This window comes from Stenotrophomonas sp. PA-6-5C (genome assembly GCF_021605635.1).
Classification (GTDB): domain Bacteria; phylum Pseudomonadota; class Gammaproteobacteria; order Xanthomonadales; family Xanthomonadaceae; genus Stenotrophomonas; species Stenotrophomonas lactitubi.
Genome location: NZ_WKEE01000059.1, coordinates 1 through 21,255, shown reverse-complemented (window position 1 = coordinate 21,255; position 21,255 = coordinate 1). Strand labels below are relative to the sequence as shown.

The following is a 21,255-nucleotide window of genomic DNA, read 5'->3' as shown; positions in this document are numbered from 1 at the left end:
TTTCCCGCATGTCGTTCCAGGACAAGGTGGCCATCGTCACCGGTGGTGGCCGTGATATCGGCCGTGCCGTCTCGATCAAGCTGGCTGCGGCCGGTGCACGCGTCTGCCTCAACTACGCCAACGACGAAGCCAGCGCGCAGGAGACGCTGGCGCTGATCAAGGCGGCGGGTGGCCAGGCCATCGCCCACCGCGCCGACGTTACCGATCCGGCCGCAGTGGCCGGTCTGGTCGCAGCAACCCAGGCGGCATTCGGCCAGCGCATCGATGTGCTGGTCAACGTGGCCGGCGGCATGGTCGAGCGTCGTCCGCTGGCCGACATCGATCCGGCGTTCTTCCACAAGGTCATCGACCTCAACCTGACCTCCACCTACCTGACCACGCACGCCGTGGTGCCGCACATGGGCGAAGGCGCGGCGATCGTGAACTTCGCCTCGCAGGCCGGTCGCGATGGCGGTGGCCCTGGCGCGGCGATCTACGCCACAGCGAAGGCCGGCGTGATGACCTTCACCCGGGCCATGGCCAAGGAGCTGGGGCCGAAGGGCATCCGCGTGAATGCGCTGTGCTGCGGCATGATCGCGACGCGCTTCCATGATGAATTCACCAAGCCGGAAGTGCGCACGGCGGTGGCCGGCTCGACGCCGCTGCGTCGCCAGGGCCTGCCGGACGAAGCCGCCGATGCAGCGGTGTACCTGGCGTCGGACGCAGCAGCGTTCGTCACCGGCACCAATCTGGACGTCAACGGCGGCACCTACTTCTCCTGACCGGACCGAAGCCCATGCAGCGCTGGATCACCCTGCTTTCCCTGGCCATCGGCAGCGCCGTGGCCGCCCCCGTGGCGCTGGCCGCACCGGTCTGGGTCACCGCCTGGACCGCCTCGCCCGCGCCTGACCGCAAGGATGGCAGCGCCGATGCGCCGGTACAGTTCGCCGCGCAGACCGTGCGCCAGGACATGCGCCTGGGCAGCAAGGGCGATGCGCTGCGTCTGCGCATCAGCAACGAGCTGGGCACCACGCCGCTGCATGTGGAAGACGTGCGGATACGCCTGAAGGATGGCGAGGCGGCAGCGCTGCCGGTCACTGTCGATGGACGCGTGTCCATCGACATACCGGTAGGTGCAGTGCTGCTGAGTGATGCGCTGCCATTGCAGGTCGCCGCCCTGCAGGAGATCAGCGTGACCGCGTACTTCCCGCAGCCCACCCGCCCTGCGGTGCGCCGCACCGTGGTGCGGGTGGCCGACGGCAAGCAGGATGCGGTAGCCGACAGCGTGCGCGTGGGTTACCAGCAGAATGTGTTCTCGGCCGTGCTGGTGCAGCGCGCGGATCGGCCGCAGGTGATCGTGGCCCTGGGTGATTCCATCACCGAGGGCGCGACGGCCTCGCGTGGCTCGTTCAACCAATGGCCCGAACGATTGGGCCAGCGTCTGCAGCAGGCCTGCCCGGACCGCTTCGTGGTGCTCAACCAGGGCATCAGCGGCAACAAGCTGCTGGACCACGGCCGCAGCCACAGCGCGCTGTCGCGGCTGGATCGCGACGTGATCGCGGTTGCCGACGCCGACCAGGTGATCCTGTTCGAAGGCATCAATGACATCCGCCACGGTGGCGGTGCACAGCCGCTGCCGGGACGCAGCGCGGCGGACATGCTGCTGGGCTACCGCCAGGTGGCCGCACGACTGCATGCGCATGGCATCCGCGCTCATCTCGGCACACTGACGTCCTTCGGCGATTCGGAGCGCTACGAACCGGTATCGGCCGCCACCCGTACCGCGATCAACCAGTGGGCGCGTGGCAAGGACACCGGCTTCGATGGCGTGGTGGATTTCGATGCGGCGCTGCGTGATCCGAAACAGCCTGAATCATTGCCGGCGAACATCACCCGCGATCATCTGCACCCGAACGACGAGGGCTACCGGCGCATGGCCGACGCGATCGATCTGAAGATGCTGGGATGCGATGCCCCGCGCTGAGGCGGTTCTGTAGAGCCGAACCCGCGTTCGGCTGCTGTTGCTTCCTGTAGAGCCGAGCCATGCTCGGCTGCCTCTGCCAAAGCAGCCGAGCATGGCTCGGCTCTACAGAAGATCAACAGCCGCCATTAGACCGGCTGCCGCGGCCCGAACATGATCACTGCCATGCCGGCCAGGCAAAGCGCAGCACCCAGCAGGTCCCAGCGGCTGGGACGGATGCCGTCGACCAGCCACAACCAGAACAGCGCCGTGCCGATGTACACGCCACCATACGCGGCGTAAACGCGGCCGCTGGCGGTCGGGTGCAGGGTCAGCAGCCAGGCGAACAACGCCAGGCTGGCCGCCGCCGGCAGCAGCAGCCAGATGCTGCCGCCCTTGCGCAGCCACAGCCAGGGCAGGTAACAGCCGACGATCTCGGCCAGCGCGGTCAGCAGGAACAGCCCCAGCGTTTTCACGCTTTTTCCGTAGCCTTGGCGTGCTGCCAGAGCGCTTCCTGTGCATCCAGATCGAGTGCAGCCAGCGCATCGCCTTGTGCCTCGGCCTGCGCCTCCATCGACCGGAAGCGACGTTCGAACTTGTGGTTGGCCCCACGCAGCGCCGCGCCCAGATCGATGTCCGCATGCCGCGCCAGGTTGGCGCAGACAAACAGCAGGTCACCCAGTTCTTCCTGCAGGCGCGCCTTGTTGCCGGCAATGTCGCCGCGCTCGAACTCCTCGCGCAGTTCCTGCAGTTCCTCGGCCGCCTTGTCCAGCACCGGCAGCGGACCGGGCCAATCGAAGCCGACCTTGGCCGCGCGCGACTGCAGCTTCACCGCCCGCTGCCATTCGGGCAGACCGCGGGAGATCCCGGCCAGCGCCGAGGTGTCCTGCTCGCCCTTGGCAGCGCGCTCGGCACGCTTGATCGCGTCCCAGTTGCGCATCACACCATCAGCATCGTCGACGCTGACGTCGGCGAAGACATGCGGATGGCGCCGCTGCATCTTGTCGCTGATCGCGCGCGCGACCTGGGCGAAAGCAAACGCCCCCTGCTCTTCGGCCATGCGCGCATGGAACACCACCTGCAGCAGCAGGTCACCCAGTTCATCGCAGAGGTCGTCAAGATCGCCCCGATCGATCGCATCGGCCACTTCATAGGCCTCTTCGATCGTATAGGGGGCGATGGTCGCGAAGTTCTGCTCCAGGTCCCAGGGGCAACCGCCCTGTGGGTCGCGCAGGCGCGCCATGATGGCCAGCAGGCGCTCCAGCTCCGCGCTGGCGTCGCCGGTGGCAGGGGTGTCGTGCGTGCTCATGCGTTTCTCCTGGATCAATCGGACAACCAGTCCCGCCACGGCAGGCTGGTATCGCCCAGCGCCATGAACTCACCGTTCAACAGCGTCGGCCGGCGGTTGTAGCGGAACGGCTTGCCGGTGCCAACCGCGAGCACCGCACCACCAGCCGCGTGCAGCACGCACTGGCCGGCAGCGGTATCCCATTCGGAGGTCGGGCCCAGCCGCGGATAGACATCCAGTCCGCCTTCGGCGATCCGGCAGAACTTCAGCGAAGAGCCCTGCACCACGGTCTCGATGTCACCCATCCGGGCCAGCAACGCATTCGTCTCGGCTGAGCGATGCGAACGGCTTGCGGCGACCCGCAGCGGCGCAGTCGCAGGTGTACGGGTACGCAGTACGGTGTCATGTACGCCCTGCCGGCGATACGCCAGCTCGCCCCGCATCGCGTGCCAGACAATGCCGGTGACCGGCGACTGGACCACGCCGAAGGCCGGGGCGCCCTGGTAGATCAGCGCGATGTTGACGCTGAATTCGCCATTGCGCTTGACGAAATCACGGGTGCCATCAAGCGGGTCGACCAGCCAGTAGGCGCCCCAGTGCTGGCGCTGCTCCCACGGCACCAGCGGCGACTCCTCCGACAGGATCGGCAGGTCCGGGGTCAGCTGGCGCAGCCCCTGCTGGATCACCCGGTCGGCAGCGAGGTCGGCAGCGGTGACCGGGCTGTCGTCGTCCTTGAGTGTCACGTCGAAACCGTTGCTGTAGATCTGCATGATGGCCTGCCCGGCTTCTTGGGCGATGGCGATCGCGGTCTCGCGCAGTTCCGTGGTCAGCTTGATCATCGTGCTCCCCGCAGCCACTGGCGGGCGATGAACAGTGCCGCCAGCGAACGCCCTTCGGAAAAATCCTCGCGCAGCATCAGCTGGTCCAGATCGGCCAGCTTCCACGGCACCACTTCCAGTTCCTCCGGCTCGTCTCCGGCCAGCTTCTCCGGATACAGGTCGCGCGCGACCACCAGCCAGGATTGATGGCTCATGTAGGTCGGCGCCAGGGTCATCGCGCGCAGCACGTCGACCTGCCGTGCGCCATAGCCGGCCTCTTCCTTCAGTTCACGGTCGGCGGCCTGCTCCGGCGTTTCGCCGGCATCGATCCGGCCCTTGACCAGGCCAAGCTCGTAGCGATGCATGCCGGCCGCGTATTCACGCACCAGCAGCACGGTTTCATCATCGAGCATCGGCACCACCACCACCGCGCCATGGCCACGGCTGACCAGGCGTTCGAAGCGGCGGCGTTCGCCGTTGGAGAACTCCAGATCCAGGTGCTGGCGCTGGAAGGGCCCGTTCTCCTCGTCGGTGATCCGATGGATGATCGGCAGAGGACGCCTGGCGCGGTCATCGTTCATGCGGAATCTCCGTGGCAGCCGGCGCATGCGCCGAGGCCGATAGAATGTGCAGGCAGCAACATGTTCATGAGCCCGAAATGCTAGCAGACCCAACCCCCTCTCCGCTGGTCCAGCACTGGCGGCAACGCGACCTCCAGGTGCTGTGGCACCCGTGCACGCAGATGCGCGAGCATCCGCACACGTTGCCGCTGGTGCCGATCGCCCGCGGCGAAGGCGCCTGGCTGATCGATCACGACGGCAACCGCTACCTGGACGCCGTCAGCAGCTGGTGGACCAACCTGTTCGGCCACGCCGAGCCGCGCATTGGTGGTGCCATCGCCGCCCAGGCCGGACAGTTGGAGCAGGTGATGCTGGCCGGCTTCGGCCATGAACCGGCGATCACCTTGGCTGAACGCCTGTTGGCCCTCGCGCCGCGCCAGCCCGGCCGCGCGCCGCTGGCGAAGGTGTTCTACGCCGACAATGGCTCGGCCGGCGTCGAAGTGGCACTGAAGATGGCCTTCCAGTACTTCCAGAACCGCGGAGAGACCCGGCGCACGCGCTTCGTCTCGCTGGAGAACGGCTACCACGGCGAGACGCTGGGTGCCCTCGCACTGGCCGACATCCCGCTGTATCGCCGCGTCTATGCACCGTTGCTGGCCGAAGGCCTGTTCGCGCCCTCGCCCGACGCCTACCTGGCCGAGCCCGGGCAGAGTGCGGCCGACCGCGCGCGCCAGGCCGCCGACGGCTTGGCCACGCTGTTCGACCAGCATCCGGGTGAAATCTGCGCGGTGATCCTGGAGCCGCGGCTGCAGTGCGCCGGTGGCATGCGCATGCACGATCCGGCCTATCTGCAGCGTGCGCGTGAGCTGTGCGATGCCCATGGCGCCTTCCTGATCGCCGACGAGATCGCCACCGGCTTCGGCCGCACCGGCACGATGTTCGCCTGCGAGCAGGCCGGGGTGATGCCCGATCTGCTGTGCCTGTCCAAGGGCCTGACCGGCGGGTTCCTGCCCTTGGCTGCGGTGCTGGCCACGCAGGCGCTGTACGACGCGTTCCTTGATGATTCGCGCGAACGCGCCTTCCTGCATTCGCACAGCTATACCGGCAACCCGCTGGCCTGTGCGGCGGCGTTGGCCACGCTGGACATCTTCCACGACGACGATGTGATCGCGCGCAACCGCGGCATCGCCTCGGTGATGGGGACCCTGGCCGCACCGTTCGCCGACCATCCACACGTGGCCGATGTGCGCCAGGCCGGGATGGTGGTGGCCTTCGAACTGACCCGCAACGGCGACAAGCGCACGCCCTTCGATCCGGCGCTGAAGCTGGGGCTGCATGCCTACAAGGCGGCGCTGAAGCGCGGCGTGGTGCTGCGCCCGCTGGGCAACGTGCTGTACTGGATGCCACCGTACTGCCTGGACGACGAACAACTGGAGCTGCTGGCGCATACGACGCTGGCAGCCATCGACGAGGCGATTGCATGCGCGTGACCCGCTGCCCCATCGACCTGGCGCTGCACAGCGGCCAGACCGTGACCCTGCCGGAAGAGACGGCCAACCACCTGGTGCGGGTGATGCGCCTGCGCGAAGGTGACACCTGCGTGCTGTTCAACGGCGATGGTCACGACTACACCGCGACGCTGACGCTGGCCGGCAAGCGCGAAGTGCAGGTGCGCATCGACCAGGTGCAGCCGATCACCAACGAATCGCCGCTGACCATCACCTTGCTGCAGGGCATCGCACGCGGCGAGAAGATGGACCTGATCCTGCAGAAGGCCACCGAACTGGGGGTGAGCGCCATCGTGCCGGTGAATGCCGAGCGTACCGAGGTGAAGCTGGATGCAGCGCGCGCGGAAAAGCGCGTGGCGCACTGGAACAACGTGGTGCAGTCGGCCTGCGGGCAATCCGGCCGTGCGCGCATTCCGCAGGTCGGGCCGCCGCAGTCGCTGGCACAGGCCAGTGCGGCACTGCCAGCCGACACGTTGCGGTTGACCCTGGACCCGCTGGGAGCGCACCGGCTGTCGACCCTGCAGGCGGCGCCGGCCGGCGGCGTGGTGATCGCCATCGGCCCCGAAGGTGGCTGGTCGCCGCGTGACCGTGAGCAGCTGGCGGCCGCAGGCTTCCAGGGCCTGCAGTTGGGCCCACGCATCCTGCGCACGGAAACCGCAGGCCTGGCCGCGATCGCGGCATTGCAGGCACGGCTGGGCGATCTGGGATAAGGCTCCGGTCCGGTGGCCGCTGCGCTCGCCGGGCATGGCCCGGCGCTACTCGATATCAGGAACGCCTGCGGTAGCGCCGGGCCATGCCCGGCGGATTCCGGTCACGCCGTCAGCGTATCCAGCGCGGCTTCCAGTGCGTCGAGATTCGGCAACAGCGCGCTCTGTTCGCCCAGCAGCACGCGCATGTGCACGATGTCGGGCAGGTTTTCCTCGGATGCGTCGGCCAGCAGGCCATCGCGCGGTACCGAGATCAGCTGCGGGAAGCTCTGCGTCAACAGCGCGTAGTAGGGACGCTCCGGGTTGCCGCTGAGGGTCTTGAGCACCACCACCTTGTTGTGGCCGGCCACCGTCTCTTCGCCCAGCCCGGAGAGCCGTGCGAACGACACCAGGGGCACCTGCCAGCCGTGCCAGCCGATCTCACCCACCAGCCAGCGCGGAGCGTCGGCCACCGCCTGCACCGGTACCCGCGACATCATCTCGGCCACGGTCGCATTGGGCAGCAGGACCCGTTCGGCACCGGCCGAGATCAGGACGCCACGGATCTCATCATTGCTGGCGTAGCTCATGCGGCATCTCCGTCGTCATCCAGGCCCCAGCGCGCGGCGATCACCTGCGCCAGTTCCTGCGGTTCACCGGCCACCATGCCGGCAGCAACCACGGCCGTCGCCGCAGCCGGGTCGTAGCAGCCTTCTCCCACCTGCCCGGCTACCCAGGCGCCGGCGGCGGCGAGGTCCAACGCCGGGCCGACATGGGCCAGATCGGCACCACTGAGCAGCACCAGCGCGCTGTGCTCGGCCGACAACGCGGCAATCGAGATGCCCTGCGCTTCGCTCTGGAAATACAGGCCATCGGCGGCGGCGTGCACGCCGATGTCATCGGCCAGCACGTGCACTTCGCCCGCGGTGGCGCGCTGTCCGGCTTCGGCCAACTGCACCGGCAGCGCCGATACGCGCGCCATCTGCTTGACCAGATTGCCGTAGCGGCCGCCGTCCAGGCGCATGTGCACCAGCACTGGCACGGCCAGCCCGCTGGGCAGTGCCGCGAGCAGGCGGCGCAACGCATCAGGACCGCCGATACCAGCCAGTACCAGCAGCGCACCAGCGCGGCTGCCTGCGGGTGCGGCGGCGTCCAGGTCGACCAGTGAAAGATGCTCGGTGTCGAATGCCGGTTCCGGCGCGGCGACCGTAGCAGCAGCACGCGGATCTGCCGGCGCGTCGCTGGCCTCGTCGACCAGCGACCAGGCCGTGTGGTCGGTGAACACCCTCGGTGGAGCTGCCGGTACCGGCGGCGGCGCAGGCGCTGCATCAGCCGGCGTCGCCGTCTCCGGCAGCACCGGCTGCAGCGCCGCCAGTGCCTGCTCCAGCGCAATCGGCTCATGCAGATGTGCCGGCGGCGAATAGAGGCCATCCGCCGGGACGTCGTCGGCCCACGAACGGGCCTGTTCCAGGTGCGGCTGCAGCGCGGCTTCCTTCGGCACCGGCGGCGTCGACGGCCGGCCCGGCTCAAGCTGCAGTGCCGGTTCGTCCTCGGCGCCCGGCGGCAGCACCTGCTGGTGGCCGTGCAGCTTGGCGGCCAGGTGGCGGCCCCAGCGCTGCGCTTCCCAACCATCGCGACGCGCGGCCAGTTCAGCCTCGTCGAACACCAGGGTCAAGCCGGGCGCCGACAGCGCCGGTTCCAGGCGCTCCAGCGCATCTTCAATGGCCGCTTCCAGCGCGATCACCACGAACTGCGGGCGTGCATCATGCAGCGCCTGCGGCTCCAGCGTGATGGGATCGTCTTCCAGCACGATCTGCACGTCGGCATGGGCCAACGCCTCGCGCAGGCGCTCACGCGCCGCGCCCGGGCGGGCCAGCAGGGCTACGGCCGGAACCGGATCGAGGTCACTCACGGACACGGGCAATCCCCAGCAAGTCGTACACGTTACGCATCAGGTCCAGCTCCTGGTAAGGCTTGCCCAGGTAGCGCTGCACACCGATTTCGAAGGCGCGCTGGCGGTGCTTGTCGCCGCTGCGCGAGGTGATCATCACGATCGGCACGTCCTTGTAGCGCGGGTCGGCGCGCATTGCGGTAGCCAGCTCGTAGCCGTCCATCCGCGGCATTTCGATGTCCAGCAGCATCAGGTCCGGCACGCGCTCTTCCAGCTGCTCCAGGGCTTCGACGCCATCGCGGGCGACGCTCACCTCGAAGTTGTGACGCTCCAGGATGCGGCCGGTGACCTTGCGCATGGTCAGCGAATCGTCCACCACCATCACCAGCGGCACCTGCCGTTCCTGGCGCGGCGCGTTGATCAGCACCGGTGCAGTCGGGTTGGCCAGGAAGCGACGCACCAGCGGGGCCACGTCCAGGATCACCACCACGCGGCCATCGCCGGTGATGGTGGCACCATAGATGCCCGGTACCGAGGCGATCTGCAGGCCCACAGGCTTGACCACGACTTCGCGGTTGCCCAGCACCTGATCGATCGCGACGGCGGCACGCAGGTCGCCAGCGCGGACCAGCAGCAGCGGCACCTGGGCCTGGCCGTCGGCGCGCGCCGGGGCCTGGCCGACCAGACTGCCGAGGTCGTACAGCGGATAGTCTTCGCCGCTGTAGCGGTAGCTGCTGTCGGCCGCTTCGAAGCGTTCGTGCGACAGCCGGCCGATACCACTGACCGAGGCCACCGGTACCGCGAAGGTGGTTTCGCCGATCTGCACGAACACCGCCTGGGTGACCGCCAGCGTCTGCGGCAGGCGCAGGGTGAAACGCACGCCCTGGCCACGTACCGACTGGATGTCGACCGAGCCGCCGAGCTGGCGCACTTCGTTGCCGACCACGTCCATGCCGACGCCACGGCCCGCCAGCTGGCTGACCTGGTCGGCGGTGGAGAAGCCCGAAGCGAAGATCAGGTTGTCCAGCTCCTGCTCGCTCGGCTGCGCATCGGCAGGCAACAGGCCGCGTTCGATGGCGCGACGGCGGATCGCTTCGCGATCCAGGCCAGCGCCATCGTCGGCCACGTCCAGCACGATTTCCGAGCCCTCGCGATGCAGGCGGATGGCGATTTCGCCTTCTTCCGGCTTGCCGGCGGCACGACGCTGCTCCGGTGCTTCCAGACCGTGGGCAACCGAGTTGCGCAGCATGTGCTCCAGCGGCGCAACCATGCGATCAAGCACGTTGCGGTCGAGTTCGCCGTGGGTGCCTTCCAGGGTCAGGTGGACCTGCTTGCCGGTGTCCATGCCGGCCTGGCGGACCACCCGGCGCAGGCGCGGCACCAGGCCGTCGAACGGCACCATGCGCGCGCGCATCAGGCCATCCTGCAGTTCCGAGCTGACACGCGACTGCTGCTGCAGGAGCGAATCGTACTGGCGCGACAGATCGTCCAGCACGCCCTGCAGGCCTCCCAGATCGGCGGCGGACTCGTTCAGCGCGCGGCTGAGCTGCTGCAGGGTGGAGAAACGGTCCAGTTCCAGCGGATCGAACTTGTGGTCGGCCTGGTCCTGCTCGCGCTGGTAGCGGGCAACGATCTGCGCTTCGGTTTCCAGGTCCAGGCGACGCAGCTGGTCGCGAAGACGCGCGTTGGTGCGTTCCAGCTCGCCCATCGCGCCGCGGAAGGCACCGAGCTGCTGTTCCAGGCGCGAACGGTAGATCGCCACTTCACCGGCATGGTTGACCAGGCGGTCGAGCAGGTCGGCGCGCACACGTACCTGTTCCTGCTGCGGACGGGCCAGCGGGTCTTCGTCGGTAGAGCCTTCCACCGGCAACGGGGCCGACAGCGGCGCATCGACCACGGCCGCGGCCGGAGTCGCCTGCGGAGTCTGCTCCGCCTCGGTGGCAGCAGCGGCTGCAGCTGCGCTGGCAGCGGCGGCGATGTCGGTCGTGGTGCGTGCTTCAAAGGCATCGAGCAGATCCTGTGCCGGCTCGACAACGCGATGTTCACCAGTGCGCGTCAGCAGCTGGTGCAGGCGGTCAAAACCGCGCTCCAGCAACTGCACGTCACGACGTTCGATCTCGGTGCGCCCGCCAGCGACGGCCTCCAGCAACGATTCGATGCTGTGGCCGAGATCGCCGATGGCATTGATGCCCGCCATGCGCGCACCGCCCTTCAGCGTATGCAGATCGCGCTGCAGGCCGGCCAGGGCTTCGCGGTCCTGCGGCGCTTCGCGCAGTTCGCTGATCAGCCCATCGCAATGATCCAGCAGGTCCTTGCCTTCCTCGACGAAGATGTCGACCAGCTCGCGGTCATAGACGCTGAAGTCGAGCAGGTCGGCGCTGTCTTCGGATTCGGATTCGGATTCGGACTCGGTCTGGGCGTCGAGCGGAGCCGTGTCCGCCGGCACCACCGCATCGGCGCTGTCGACGGCGACAGGTTCGGCGTCGATCGCCGCAGCCTCCATCGCGATCGGCACCACGATCATGCCGCTGTCCGCCACGACAGGGTGGCCCGGAGCATCTTCCAGTTCGAAGAAGCGCGAGGGCGAAATGGCGTCCTGCGCCGTCTCCACCGGCCCGACGTCTTCCACCGTCGCCGGGGACGGCTGGTCGGTGCTCTCTCCTTCACCGACCGCCGCCTCCCCGCCGACGTCCGCATCCTCGGCAAAGGCTTCCGCCTCGCCAGGCGCGAGTTCGCTGGCCTGCAGACCGAGCACGGGCCATTGCCCGTCTTCGTCCCGATCCTGCTCCTCGTCGATCACGTGAAGACCGGCCTCGAGCGCGGCTTCCAGCGTGATCGGGTCTGCGAAGCCCGGCACAGCCATTTCATCCTGCAGGCTGGACGGCTCGCTGTCGAGCGGCACTGCAGCAGCGTCTTCATCCACCGCTGTTTCAGGTGTAGAGGGCAGTGGCGTATTCAGGTCGTTTGCGACATCCAGATCGCGGTCATCAACCGGCAGCGCGCTGGCATCCAGATACGGCGACAGATCATCCACCGCGGTCAACGCGGCGTCTTCCAACGCAGTGTCTTCCGATGCCGCCACCGCCTGTCCGGCTTCAATCTCCGCGGCAACGAGCGTGGCGGCAGCCACTTGCAACGTCGATTCCGGTGCCGGGGCGTCCGGCATCGAAGGCCACCCTGCGTCGAAGTAGCGCGACAGATCATCGCTGCCCGTCAACTCAGCGGACTCCAGGCCCGCGTCGCTCAACGCGTCCTCGCTGACCTGCACTGCATCCAGCACGTCGGCATCGGCGGCATCGGCGGCATCGGCGGCATCGGCGGCATCGACATCATCGGTATCACGCCCGGCTTCCGGCTCGATCCCGACCTCATGCGTCGACACGACGACATCGGTATCGGTATCGGCATCGGCGACCAGCGAAAGCAGTTGGTCGTCTTCGTCCTCATCCTCGACGTCCAGCCCGGTCATCGGCCAGCGTGCTTCCGGCAGCTCGCCGGCCAGCGCCTGCAGGCGCTGCGCCAGTTCAGCCTGCGGCGCAATCCGCGGCTGCTCGGCCTGCAGCGCGTCCATGGTCGCGTTGATCGCCTGCGCGGTCTCGTCCAGGGCCGCCACAGCGTCATCACCCGGCACCACCTCGGCGGCCAGCGCGCGCTTGATGTACGACTCGGCGCCGCCGGTAACGGCGGTGATCTCCGGCACTTCGGTCATCGCGAAGGCGCCGTTCATGGTGTGCACCGCACGCAGCAGTGCGTCGCTGACCGGCTGCGGCGCCTGCTGCGCAGAACGCAACCAGCCCTGCAGCGTGGCCTGGTGCAGTTCCACCTCGGCCTCCAGGATCTCTCGCAGCACGCTGTCGATGTTGGCCGGGGTACCCGACGCTTCGACAGCGCTCTCTGCCGGAGCATCGACAACCGGTTCGGTGCTGCCCAGCGGCTCGACAACATCGGACGCTGCCACCACCGTCGGCACAGCAGCGCCCGGCAGCGCAACGTAGAACGTCTCTTCGCCTGCAGCAACGCGATCGGCGATGGCCTGCATCGCCTGCAGGTCGACGCTGACCCGCTGGCCATCGCGCAGTGCCGCGTTCAACTGCGGCAGTGCCGTGTATGCGTGATCGACCATCGCCAACACCGCCGGCGTGGGGGCACGGGTGCCATCGAGCACGCGATTGAGCATGCCCTCGATCCTCCACGCGAACTCACCCAGGGTACGTGCGCCGACCAGGCGGCCACTGCCCTTCAGTGTGTGGAAAATGCGCCGGATCGGCCGCAGCCGATCCATGTTGTCCGGCTGCATGCGCCAGGCCGGCAGCAGCGTGCCGAGATTGCCCAGCTCGTCGTCGAATTCTTCCAGGAACACCTCGCGGATGTCCTGGTCGATGTTTTCGGCATCGTCGTCGAAACCCGCATCGAACCCGCCCTCGGCCACAGCCGACGGTACGGTTTCGGTCGCCCCGGCAGTTGCCTGCACGGCCTGGGGATTGAAGTCGGCGGCGGCGGCATTCAGTTCTGCGAAGAACTGCGCATCGGCCTCGCTGAAGTCGATTGGCGCGATGGTATCCACATCGACCAGAGACACGGTCGGCGCAGCCACCGAAGCAGGCAGGTCTTCGGACCCGCGCAGATCAGCGGCCGGTGCGATGTAAGCCTCAGCCTCGGTCTCGGTGGTGGCGTCGCTCAGTTCGGCGACGGGCAGGCCATCGTCGGCCTGCGGCACCGCAACTGCGTCAATGAGTTCCAGCGTCGCAGGCGACTCCTGTTCGTCGTCCAGCGACAGCGTTTCCATCGCCTCCAGCGACAGCACGTCATCGGCGTTGTCCAGCAGGCTGCTGTCGAAACGGAACACCACATCGTCGTTCAGCAGCGGCTGGCCGTCCTGTTCGGCGGCAACCGGATCGAACGCTGGCGAAATGACCGCATCCAGCGGCACAGCAAACAACGCCTCGTCCAACGAGGTCGCCGGGAGGGCGTCATCGTTGCCGTCTACGGCGGTTACCTGCGTGTCGCCCTCTTCCCGCGCGGGCGCTTCGGACAACGTCCAGGCAGCGGTGTTGGACTGTTCGGCGGACACCGGATCGAAGCTGACCGGATCGAAGCTGGCGAACGTCGGCGCACGCTCGTCGCCGTGTTCCGCAGCCGTACCTGCCGGCGCGTCGAATCCACCCAGCTCCCACTGCGGCACTTCCGGCGCGGGTGCACTGGAGGCCGCGAACAACAGGGGCGCCGGGGTGTCGCGCAGTTCGGCAGGAACTGCCGGCGTAGCCAGCGATCCGAACATCAGGCCGTTGTCGGCGGCCGGGGCCTCCGGCAGCGGATCAAAGGTGAAATCGGGCAGCGAGGCGGGCACGTCGCCCGGCGTCGGCGCGGCGGCCTGCACGATGGCGTCCAGCGGTTCGATCTGCAGCGGCACGGCCGACACAGGCACGGCTTCGCGCTCGACCGGCTGCACAGCTTCGGCTTCGGCTTCGGCTTCGGCCACGCCACGCTCGGGCAGCGGCCAGTAGCGCAGCGCTTCCAGGCTGCTGCGGGTGATGTCGAGGATGTCCTCGCGACCCGGACGGCGGTCGCGCAGGGCTTCCAGGTAGTACTCCAGGCTGGCCATGGCATCGGCCAGGGTGTCCAGCTGGCGTCCGCTGGGCACGCGCTGGCGGCCGATCAGTTCAGCTTCGATGTACTGCTGCACGCCGCGCAGGTAGTCGGCAGCGGTGCCCAGGTCGAGCATCCGCAATGCGCCGGAGACATCGCCGAGCAGGCGCGGCACGTCCTGCAGTTCGGCGTGGTTCCAGCTGGTTTCAATGAAGGCGACGAAATGCTCGCGGGCGGCGGCGAAATTGGCGATCGCCTCGTGCGCCAGCACTTCCACCGTGCGCCGGTTCTCCACAGCGCTCGGATCATCCTGACCACTGCCACTGGCACCGAGGTGTGCGACCTGATCGTCCAGCGATGCATCGACATAAAGCAGCGCACCGGCGATATCCAGCAGCATGTCTTCGTCGATCTGCTGGCGGCCTTCGACAACCCCGCGCAGTGCATCACGCTGCTGCTCGACCACGCCGCGCGCGGCGCCCAGGCCGAGCATGCCCAGGGTATCGGCCACCGAGCCAAGCTTGGTCACCTGCTCCTGCAGCTGTTGCGGCGCGCCGTCGGTACGCAGGTGCAGGTCGAGGGCGTCCTTGACCTGCAGCAGTTCTTCCTTGACCACGTTGCCGACGGTGTCCAGCAGTTCGCGGTTGCGGCCGCTGAGGCTGCCGCGTGCATGGTCCAGTTCCGCTTCGGTGGCGGTCACTGAATCGGGCGCGAACGCGAACAGCACGCTGTCGTTGATCAGCGCTTCGCCACGGGCGGCGCGGATCTCATTGAGCAGCGGCTGCAGCACGATCGGGATATCACGGTGCCCGTTCTGCAGGCGCTCCAGGTAGTCGGGCAGCAGCACGCTGCCGCGCATCAGGGTGGCGCAGGCCTCATCGCGCTCGGCCACCTCGCCCTTGCCGACCGCAACGGCGAGCTGTTCCAGCTCTTCGGCCACCATCGCCGGTGCATACAGTTCAACCATGCGCAGCGTGCCCTGCACCTGGTGCAGGTAGCCGGCGCAGATGCGCATGCGGCTGCTGTCGCCCGGGTCTTCGGCGAAGTACTCGACCTCGTTGCGCACCAGGCGCAGGGTCTCGTCCAGCTCGGGCTTGACCCAGCCCAGGGCCGCGTGGCTCATCGCATCGCGCAGGCTGCTCATGGATGCGCTCCGGTCGCCGCCACGCGACGGTCGCGCGGATCCTGGCGTGGGAAATGGAAATGCTTCATCGACTGGTTCCTTGCTCGCCGCCCTGCCCGTGTCACGCCGGCAGCTTGAAGTCGGCGACCGAACGACGCAGGTCGGCCGCCAGCTGCGCCAGGTGGCCGATCGACTCGGCGGTCTGCCCGGCACCCTGCGAGGTCTGACCGGTGATCTGGCGGATCACGCCCATCGTGCGGGTGATGTCCGACGCCGCCGACGACTGCTGCTGGGCGGCGATGGAGATGTTCTTGATGAGGGTGTTGAGTGCGTTGGACACGCGCTCGATCTCGGTCAGCGCGGTACCGGCGTCTTCGGCCAGGCGCGCACCGGACACCACTTCGGCGGTGGTCTGCTCCATCGAGGTGACCGCTTCGTTGGTATCGGCCTGGATGGCCTGGACCAGGTTCTCGATGCGTCGGGTCGCACCGGAGGTGCGCTCTGCCAGTCGCTGCACTTCGTCGGCCACGACCGCGAAACCACGACCGGCTTCACCGGCCGACGCTGCCTGCACGGCCGCGTTCAACGCCAGGATGTTGGTCTGCTCTGAAATGTCGTTGATCAGTTCCACGATCGAGCCGATCTCCTGCGAGGACTCGCCCAGGCGCTTGATGCGCTTGGAGGTTTCCTGGATCTGGTCGCGGATCTGGTCCATGCCCTGGATGGTCTCGCGGACCACGCCGGCACCCTCGGCGGCGATCACCACCGAACGCTGTGCCACGTCGGCCGACTCGGCCGAGTTGCGCGATACCTGCTCGATGCTGGCGGCGATCTCGCCGATCCGGTCCGAGGCCGAGGTGATCTGGTTGGCCTGGTGGCCGGCCGCTTCGGCCAGCTGCATCGCCGTTGCCTGCGTTTCCTGGGTCGACAGCGCGACCTTGGCCGAGGTGTCGTTGATGGTGGTCACCAGGTGGCGCAGTTCATCCACCGCGTAGTTGATGGCGTCTGCGATCGCGCCGGTCATGTCCTCGGTCACCGAGGCTTTCACCGTCAGGTCGCCCTCACCGAGCGAGGAGATTTCATCCAGCAGCCGCATGATCGCCTGCTGGTTGCGGCTGTTGAACTCCACCTGTGTCTGGTAGCGCAGTTCCTGCTCGCGCGAGCGGCTGCGCACGTTGGTGGAGACGAAACCGATGATCGCGATCAGCGACAGCGCACCGGATACCACGCCGATCCAGAAATTCGGGAACAGGCGGGTGTCGGACACCGAGCCGAACGAGGAGAACGCTTCGAACAGCTTGCGGCTGTCGGTCAGCATCTTCGCCGAACCCTGGCCCAGCGTGGCGGCAGCGGACTGCGCGGCGAACAGCTGGCGCGAGCTGGCCAGGATCGCGTCGGCGTCCTGTTTCATCGCCTCCCACTTCTGCTGCGACTGCTCCAGCGCCGCAACGGCGGCAGCGCCGCGCACGGCGGTGATGCCCAGATCCTCGTTGCCATTGCGCAGCGCATCGAGCACCTGCGAGAACACGGTGATGTCGCGGGCCAGCGCGTCACCGGCAGCGGCCGCAGCCGTGCCGCCGGCGCGGATTTCAGTCACGCGACGCGCCATCGAACCGGCCACCACCACCTGCTGCAGGGCACTGTAGACCTGCGACGCCGGGGCGCCGGAGGCGGACATCGCACGCACCAGTTCGTTCAACTGGGCCTGCAGGCCCGGCACCGCACCGGAGAAGTTGTTGGCGTTGCCGGCCAGGGCCAGCACTGCCGGTTCACTGGCGACCAGCTGCCCTGCCTGCTTGCCCAGCGGCGTCCAGGTATCGGCCAGGGTCGAGATCGCCCGCGACACGCCGGGTTCGTTGCCGTAGCGCCCCTGCAGGGTCGACACGTTCTGCTCGATCGCGTTGCGGGTGGCCTTGAAGGCGGTGAAGGCCTGCGCGTTGCCGCCGACCGCGTCACGACCCTGGTTGGCCAGCTGCTGCGACAGCACCTGCAGGTCCGCGGCCTTGGAGCCGGCATCGGCCAGGCGGCTGCCCTGCCAGGTGGACACACCCGTGTTCACGCCGAACAGGATCATCGACAGGGCCAGCAGCGCCAGCCAGAGGTTGCTGCCGCCCAGCCGCAGCTTGCCGGACTTGGTGGCATCCGAAGCAGTACTCATCGTTCAACCTCGATTTTCAATGCAGGGGGCGATGCCCGGCCTCAGGCCGCGGCTTGCCGGAATTCAGGGGTGCGCGACAGCAGCGAGAGCGAGAACACGCCCCAGTCGTTGCCATCGGCATGGAAAGCGCGATCGACGAAGTGCCCGTAGCGTCCTTCGGCCAATGAACCGGCCTCGATCTGCTGGGTCAGCTCGAAACTGCGCTGGCCGAACAGTTCGTCGATGGTCAGGGCGACGTCGCCACCGGCCTGGCGCATGATCAGCACGCGCTGGCCTTCCTGCTGGACGGTGCGCGCACCTTCCAGGAAGTACTTCAGGTCGACCACCGGGAACAGGTTGCCGCGCAGGTTGCCCACGCCCAGCAGCCACGGCTGCGCGCAGGGCACAGGGGTCACCGGCGGCATCGGTACGATCTCCACCACTTCGCGGAAATCGGACACCAGCCGGCGCTGGCCGACACGGAATCCGACGCCACGCCACAGATCCTGGGCGAACTGTCGCCCGGGCAGCTGCACCGCGTGGGCCAGGCTGCGCCGTTCGTAGGCTTCAAGAATGTCGAAGGGCGAGCGCATCAGGCCACCAGCTCGTTGATCCGCGCGATGAGTTCTTCCTCGCGCGGCGGCTTGACGATGTAGTCGGCGGCGCCCTGGCGCAGCCCCCAGGCCTTGTCGGTTTCCATCGCCTTGGTGCTGACGATGATGACCGGGATGTGCTTGATCGCGGCGTCGCGGGCCATCGCCCGGGTCGCCTGGAAACCGCTCATGCCCGGCAGCACCACGTCCATCAGGACCAGCTGCGGCACCTGGTCGCGGACCAGCTGCAGGCCATCTTCGGCGTTGTCCGCTTCCAGCACCTCATGGCCGGCACGGCGCAGCCATTGGGTGAACACCGCGCGGTCGGTCGGTGAATCCTCGATCAGGACGATACGAGCCATTGTGCCTTTCCCCCCTGGTCAGGCGTTGACGTACGTGCGGATGGCACCCAGCAGTTCTTCGCGCGTGAATGGCTTGGTCAGGTATTGCTCCGAGCCGACGATGCGCCCCCGCGCCTTGTCGAACAGACCATCCTTGGATGACAGCATGATCACCGGGGTCGCCTTGAACAGCTGGTTGCCCTTGATCAGTGCGCAGGTCTGGTAGCCATCCAGGCGCGGCATCATGATGTCGACGAAGATGATCTGCGGCTGCTGGTCGGCGATCTTGGCCAGGGCCTCGAAACCGTCCGTTGCGGTCACTACTTCGCAGCCTTCGCGCTTCAGCAGTGTTTCCGCAGTCCTGCGGATGGTCTTCGAGTCATCGATGACCATCACCCGGAGTCCTGCGAGCTCCCCGCCCGCAGTCGTGTTTTCAGTCATTGCCATTCCCCAAGCGCGCGGCCCAATCTTTGGCGGGAGCCGCTGCGAAAGCGTATCTATATCGCACTTCCCGCGCCCGCTTCAAGGGCGCTCCGTGGCGCGGGGCGTGGCGCCGGGCTGAACGTGACCGGATTGGCAATCACTGCGCAGCCCGGCAAGGGACGCTGCGTTGCACATTGCCGGGGAGGCGCACGGCCGGCGTTGCCGCTACCATCAACGCCTTGCCTGACAGGTGCACCCATGCCGTTGAACGTCATCGTGGTGATGGACCCCATCGCCCACATCAAGATCGCCAAGGACACCACGTTCGCCATGCTGCTGGAAGCCCAGCGCCGCGGCCACGCCCTGCACTACGTGCGCCCGGGCGGGCTGGCGCTGGAAGGCGGGGTGGCCGTGGCCTGGACCGCCCCCCTGCAGGTGCGCGACGACCCCGCCGGCTGGTACGAGCTGGGCGCATTCAGCCGGACTGAATTCGGCCCCGGCCAGGTCGTGCTGATGCGCAAGGACCCGCCGGTCGACGCCGAGTACGTCTACGACACCCAGGTGCTGGATGTCGCCGCCGCCGCCGGCGCCTGCGTGGTCAACAACCCACAGGGCCTGCGCGACTACAACGAGAAGCTGGCCGCGCTGCTGTTCCCGCAGTGCTGCCCGCCGACCCTGGTCAGCCGCGATGCCAAGGCGCTGAAGGCCTTCGCGCTGGAACACGGCCAGGCCGTGCTGAAGCCGCTGGATGGCATGGGTGGGCGCTCGATCTTCCGCAGCGGCCAGGGCGACCCCAACCTGAACGTGATCCTGGAAACGCTGACCGACGGCGGCCGCAAGCTGGCCCTGGCCCAGAAGTTCATTCCCGACATCACTGCCGGCGACAAGCGCATCCTGCTGGTCGATGGCGAGCCGGTCGATTACTGCCTGGCGCGCATTCCGCAGGGCGATGAGTTCCGCGGCAACCTGGCCGCCGGTGGCCGCGGCGAAGGCCGGCCGCTGAGCGAACGCGACCGCTGGATCGCCGCCCAGGTCGGCCCGGAGATGAAGCGCCGTGGCATGCGTTTCGTCGGCCTGGACGTCATCGGCGACTACCTGACCGAGGTCAACGTGACCAGCCCGACCTGCGTGCGCGAACTGGACGCGCAGTACGGCCTGAACATCGCCGGCACCCTGTTCGACGCGATCGAGGCCGATCTGCGCTGATGGATGCCGCACCTGCCGTCCTTGCCCCGCCGCCGCGCGAAGCGCAGCGGCTGGGAGCCACCATCGCCCTGTCGGTGCTGGTGCACGCCCTGCTGATCCTCGGGGTCGGCTTTGCCGTGAAAGGCGATGCGCCACTGGTGCCGACGCTGGAAGTGATCTTCAGCCAGACCCGTACCGCGCTGACCCCGAAGCAGGCGGATTTCCTGGCCGCCGCCAGCCAGGAGGGCGGTGGCGAACATGATCGTGCGCAGCGCCCACGCGACAACCAGGCCGGCATCGTGCCGCAGGCGCAGTCCGGCATCAGCCCGGTACCGCAGCAGCAACAGTCGGCAGCACCGGTGCCGCCACCGCAGGCGCGCGTGGTCAGCAGCCGCAATGGCCAGGACACGGTGGCCCTGGCACAGTCGCGCCCTACCCCGTTGCAGCCCACCCCGGATGCACCACTGACCGCACGCGAACAGCGCGATGCCGAGATGGCGCGGTTGGCAGCGGAAGTACACCTGCGGTCGGCGCAGTACGCAAAGCGCCCGAACCGGAAATTCGTTTCGGCCAGTACGCGCGAATACGCCTACGCCAATTACCTTCGCGCGTGGGTGGACCGCGCAGAGCAGGTCGGCAACCTGAACTACCCCGACGAAGCGCGGCAGCGCCGGCTGGGCGGGCAGGTGGTGATCAGCGTGGGGGTACGCCGCGATGGCAGCGTTGAAAGCAGCCGCATCCTGCGCTCCAGCGGCACGCCCTTGCTGGATGAGGCAGCGCTGCGGGTGATCCAGCTGGCGCAGCCGTTCCCGCCGTTGCCCGACAGCGACGATCAGATCGACATCCTGCAGGTCACGCGCACATGGGTGTTCCTGCCGGGTGGCGAACTGCGCGACGACCGGTAAGGGTTTCTGCCCGGGCCTGCGGCCCGGGACCCGCTGGAAGCAACTGCAACGGCAAGATCAAGAGCGGCGGTCGGTGTACTGAGGCTTGGCGGGGCGGTGTCGGGCGGCGGGGACGCCGCAAGTACGTCCCTGTAGGCTTGGCCGCGGCATCCATGCCGCGGACACCCCGCCATCCGACACCTGGCTCTTATAAACATCTCCGAGCCCCCCAGACAGAACCATTAAAATCGTATGCCGGCTTTTGCTTTGAAAAAAAAAAAAAACACAAACAA

17 protein-coding genes are annotated in these 21,255 nt (G+C 67.8%); 6 read left to right on the top strand and 11 right to left on the bottom strand.

Translation table 11 applies throughout. The features are described from left to right. The first annotated feature begins 8 nt into the window (after positions 1–8). Together GIW57_RS20025 and GIW57_RS20020 are read left to right on the top strand one after the other, a co-directional pair. Positions 9–761 carry a glucose 1-dehydrogenase gene (locus GIW57_RS20025; RefSeq protein WP_236512480.1) on the top strand — a complete coding sequence of 251 codons (753 nt, stop codon included), beginning with the start codon at positions 9–11 and terminating at the stop codon, positions 759–761. A 14-nt stretch (positions 762–775) separates the two neighbouring features. Further along, complete coding sequence (locus GIW57_RS20020; RefSeq protein WP_236512479.1) at positions 776–1,963, top strand: GDSL-type esterase/lipase family protein; 1,188 nt, start codon at positions 776–778, stop codon at positions 1,961–1,963. A gap of 125 nt (positions 1,964–2,088) precedes the next feature. Here the strand turns inward: GIW57_RS20020 and GIW57_RS20015 are convergent, their stop codons facing one another. From GIW57_RS20015 to nudE, 4 genes are read right to left on the bottom strand one after another with little or no spacing between them, the layout of a single operon-like run. Continuing rightward, positions 2,089–2,415 (bottom strand): YnfA family protein, encoded by a 327-nt coding sequence (locus tag GIW57_RS20015; protein ID WP_099818848.1) that lies wholly within the window; start codon positions 2,413–2,415, stop codon positions 2,089–2,091. Next, positions 2,412–3,248 (bottom strand): nucleoside triphosphate pyrophosphohydrolase, encoded by an 837-nt coding sequence (gene mazG, locus GIW57_RS20010; protein WP_236512477.1) that lies wholly within the window; start codon positions 3,246–3,248, stop codon positions 2,412–2,414. Before mazG ends, GIW57_RS20015 begins: the two co-directional genes overlap by 4 nt. 14 nt (positions 3,249–3,262) lie before the next feature. Next, positions 3,263–4,066, bottom strand: coding sequence for a 3'(2'),5'-bisphosphate nucleotidase CysQ (cysQ, locus tag GIW57_RS20005; protein WP_100460091.1), 804 nt, complete (start codon positions 4,064–4,066; stop codon positions 3,263–3,265). Next, positions 4,063–4,626, bottom strand: coding sequence for an ADP compounds hydrolase NudE (gene nudE, locus GIW57_RS20000; RefSeq protein WP_236512476.1), 564 nt, complete (start codon positions 4,624–4,626; stop codon positions 4,063–4,065). The genes cysQ and nudE overlap by 4 nt, the downstream gene beginning before the upstream one ends. A gap of 77 nt (positions 4,627–4,703) precedes the next feature. Here nudE and bioA point away from each other — a divergent pair, with 77 nt between their 5' ends. Both bioA and GIW57_RS19990 read left to right on the top strand, forming a co-directional pair. Beyond that, positions 4,704–6,095 carry an adenosylmethionine--8-amino-7-oxononanoate transaminase gene (gene bioA, locus GIW57_RS19995; RefSeq protein WP_236512474.1) on the top strand — a complete coding sequence of 464 codons (1,392 nt, stop codon included), beginning with the start codon at positions 4,704–4,706 and terminating at the stop codon, positions 6,093–6,095. Further along, positions 6,086–6,823, top strand: coding sequence for a 16S rRNA (uracil(1498)-N(3))-methyltransferase (locus tag GIW57_RS19990; protein WP_100460093.1), 738 nt, complete (start codon positions 6,086–6,088; stop codon positions 6,821–6,823). The genes bioA and GIW57_RS19990 overlap by 10 nt, the downstream gene beginning before the upstream one ends. A gap of 101 nt (positions 6,824–6,924) precedes the next feature. Here GIW57_RS19990 and GIW57_RS19985 read toward each other — a convergent pair whose 3' ends face one another. From GIW57_RS19985 to pilG, 7 genes are all read right to left on the bottom strand, one after another. Next, positions 6,925–7,389 carry a chemotaxis protein CheW gene (locus GIW57_RS19985; RefSeq protein ID WP_100460094.1) on the bottom strand — a complete coding sequence of 155 codons (465 nt, stop codon included), beginning with the start codon at positions 7,387–7,389 and terminating at the stop codon, positions 6,925–6,927. Next, positions 7,386–8,717: a chemotaxis protein CheB gene (locus tag GIW57_RS19980; RefSeq protein WP_100460101.1), complete on the bottom strand. Its 1,332-nt coding sequence runs from the start codon at positions 8,715–8,717 to the stop codon at positions 7,386–7,388. Before GIW57_RS19980 ends, GIW57_RS19985 begins: the two co-directional genes overlap by 4 nt. Next, positions 8,704–15,420 carry an Hpt domain-containing protein gene (locus GIW57_RS19975; RefSeq protein ID WP_236512473.1) on the bottom strand — a complete coding sequence of 2,239 codons (6,717 nt, stop codon included), beginning with the start codon at positions 15,418–15,420 and terminating at the stop codon, positions 8,704–8,706. The genes GIW57_RS19980 and GIW57_RS19975 overlap by 14 nt, the downstream gene beginning before the upstream one ends. Before the next feature lie 100 nt (positions 15,421–15,520). Continuing rightward, positions 15,521–17,557, bottom strand: coding sequence for a methyl-accepting chemotaxis protein (locus GIW57_RS19970; RefSeq protein WP_089236528.1), 2,037 nt, complete (start codon positions 17,555–17,557; stop codon positions 15,521–15,523). 41 nt (positions 17,558–17,598) lie between these two features. Continuing rightward, the gene (locus tag GIW57_RS19965) at positions 17,599–18,129 is read right to left on the bottom strand and encodes a chemotaxis protein CheW (protein WP_025877750.1); all 531 of its coding nucleotides are present in this window, start codon (positions 18,127–18,129) and stop codon (positions 17,599–17,601) included. Next, the gene (locus GIW57_RS19960; protein ID WP_025877749.1) at positions 18,129–18,491 is read right to left on the bottom strand and encodes a response regulator; all 363 of its coding nucleotides are present in this window, start codon (positions 18,489–18,491) and stop codon (positions 18,129–18,131) included. The genes GIW57_RS19965 and GIW57_RS19960 overlap by 1 nt, the downstream gene beginning before the upstream one ends. An 18-nt stretch (positions 18,492–18,509) precedes the next feature. Continuing rightward, complete coding sequence (pilG, locus tag GIW57_RS19955; protein WP_005418455.1) at positions 18,510–18,911, bottom strand: twitching motility response regulator PilG; 402 nt, start codon at positions 18,909–18,911, stop codon at positions 18,510–18,512. 240 nt (positions 18,912–19,151) lie between these two features. Between pilG and gshB the strand changes: the two genes are divergently transcribed. Further along, the gene (gene gshB, locus GIW57_RS19950) at positions 19,152–20,099 is read left to right on the top strand and encodes a glutathione synthase (RefSeq protein WP_236512471.1); all 948 of its coding nucleotides are present in this window, start codon (positions 19,152–19,154) and stop codon (positions 20,097–20,099) included. Further along, on the top strand, positions 20,099–20,983 hold the full coding sequence (locus GIW57_RS19945; protein ID WP_180166094.1) for an energy transducer TonB: 885 nt from the start codon (positions 20,099–20,101) through the stop codon (positions 20,981–20,983). The genes gshB and GIW57_RS19945 overlap by 1 nt, the downstream gene beginning before the upstream one ends. Positions 20,984–21,255 lie beyond the last annotated feature (272 nt).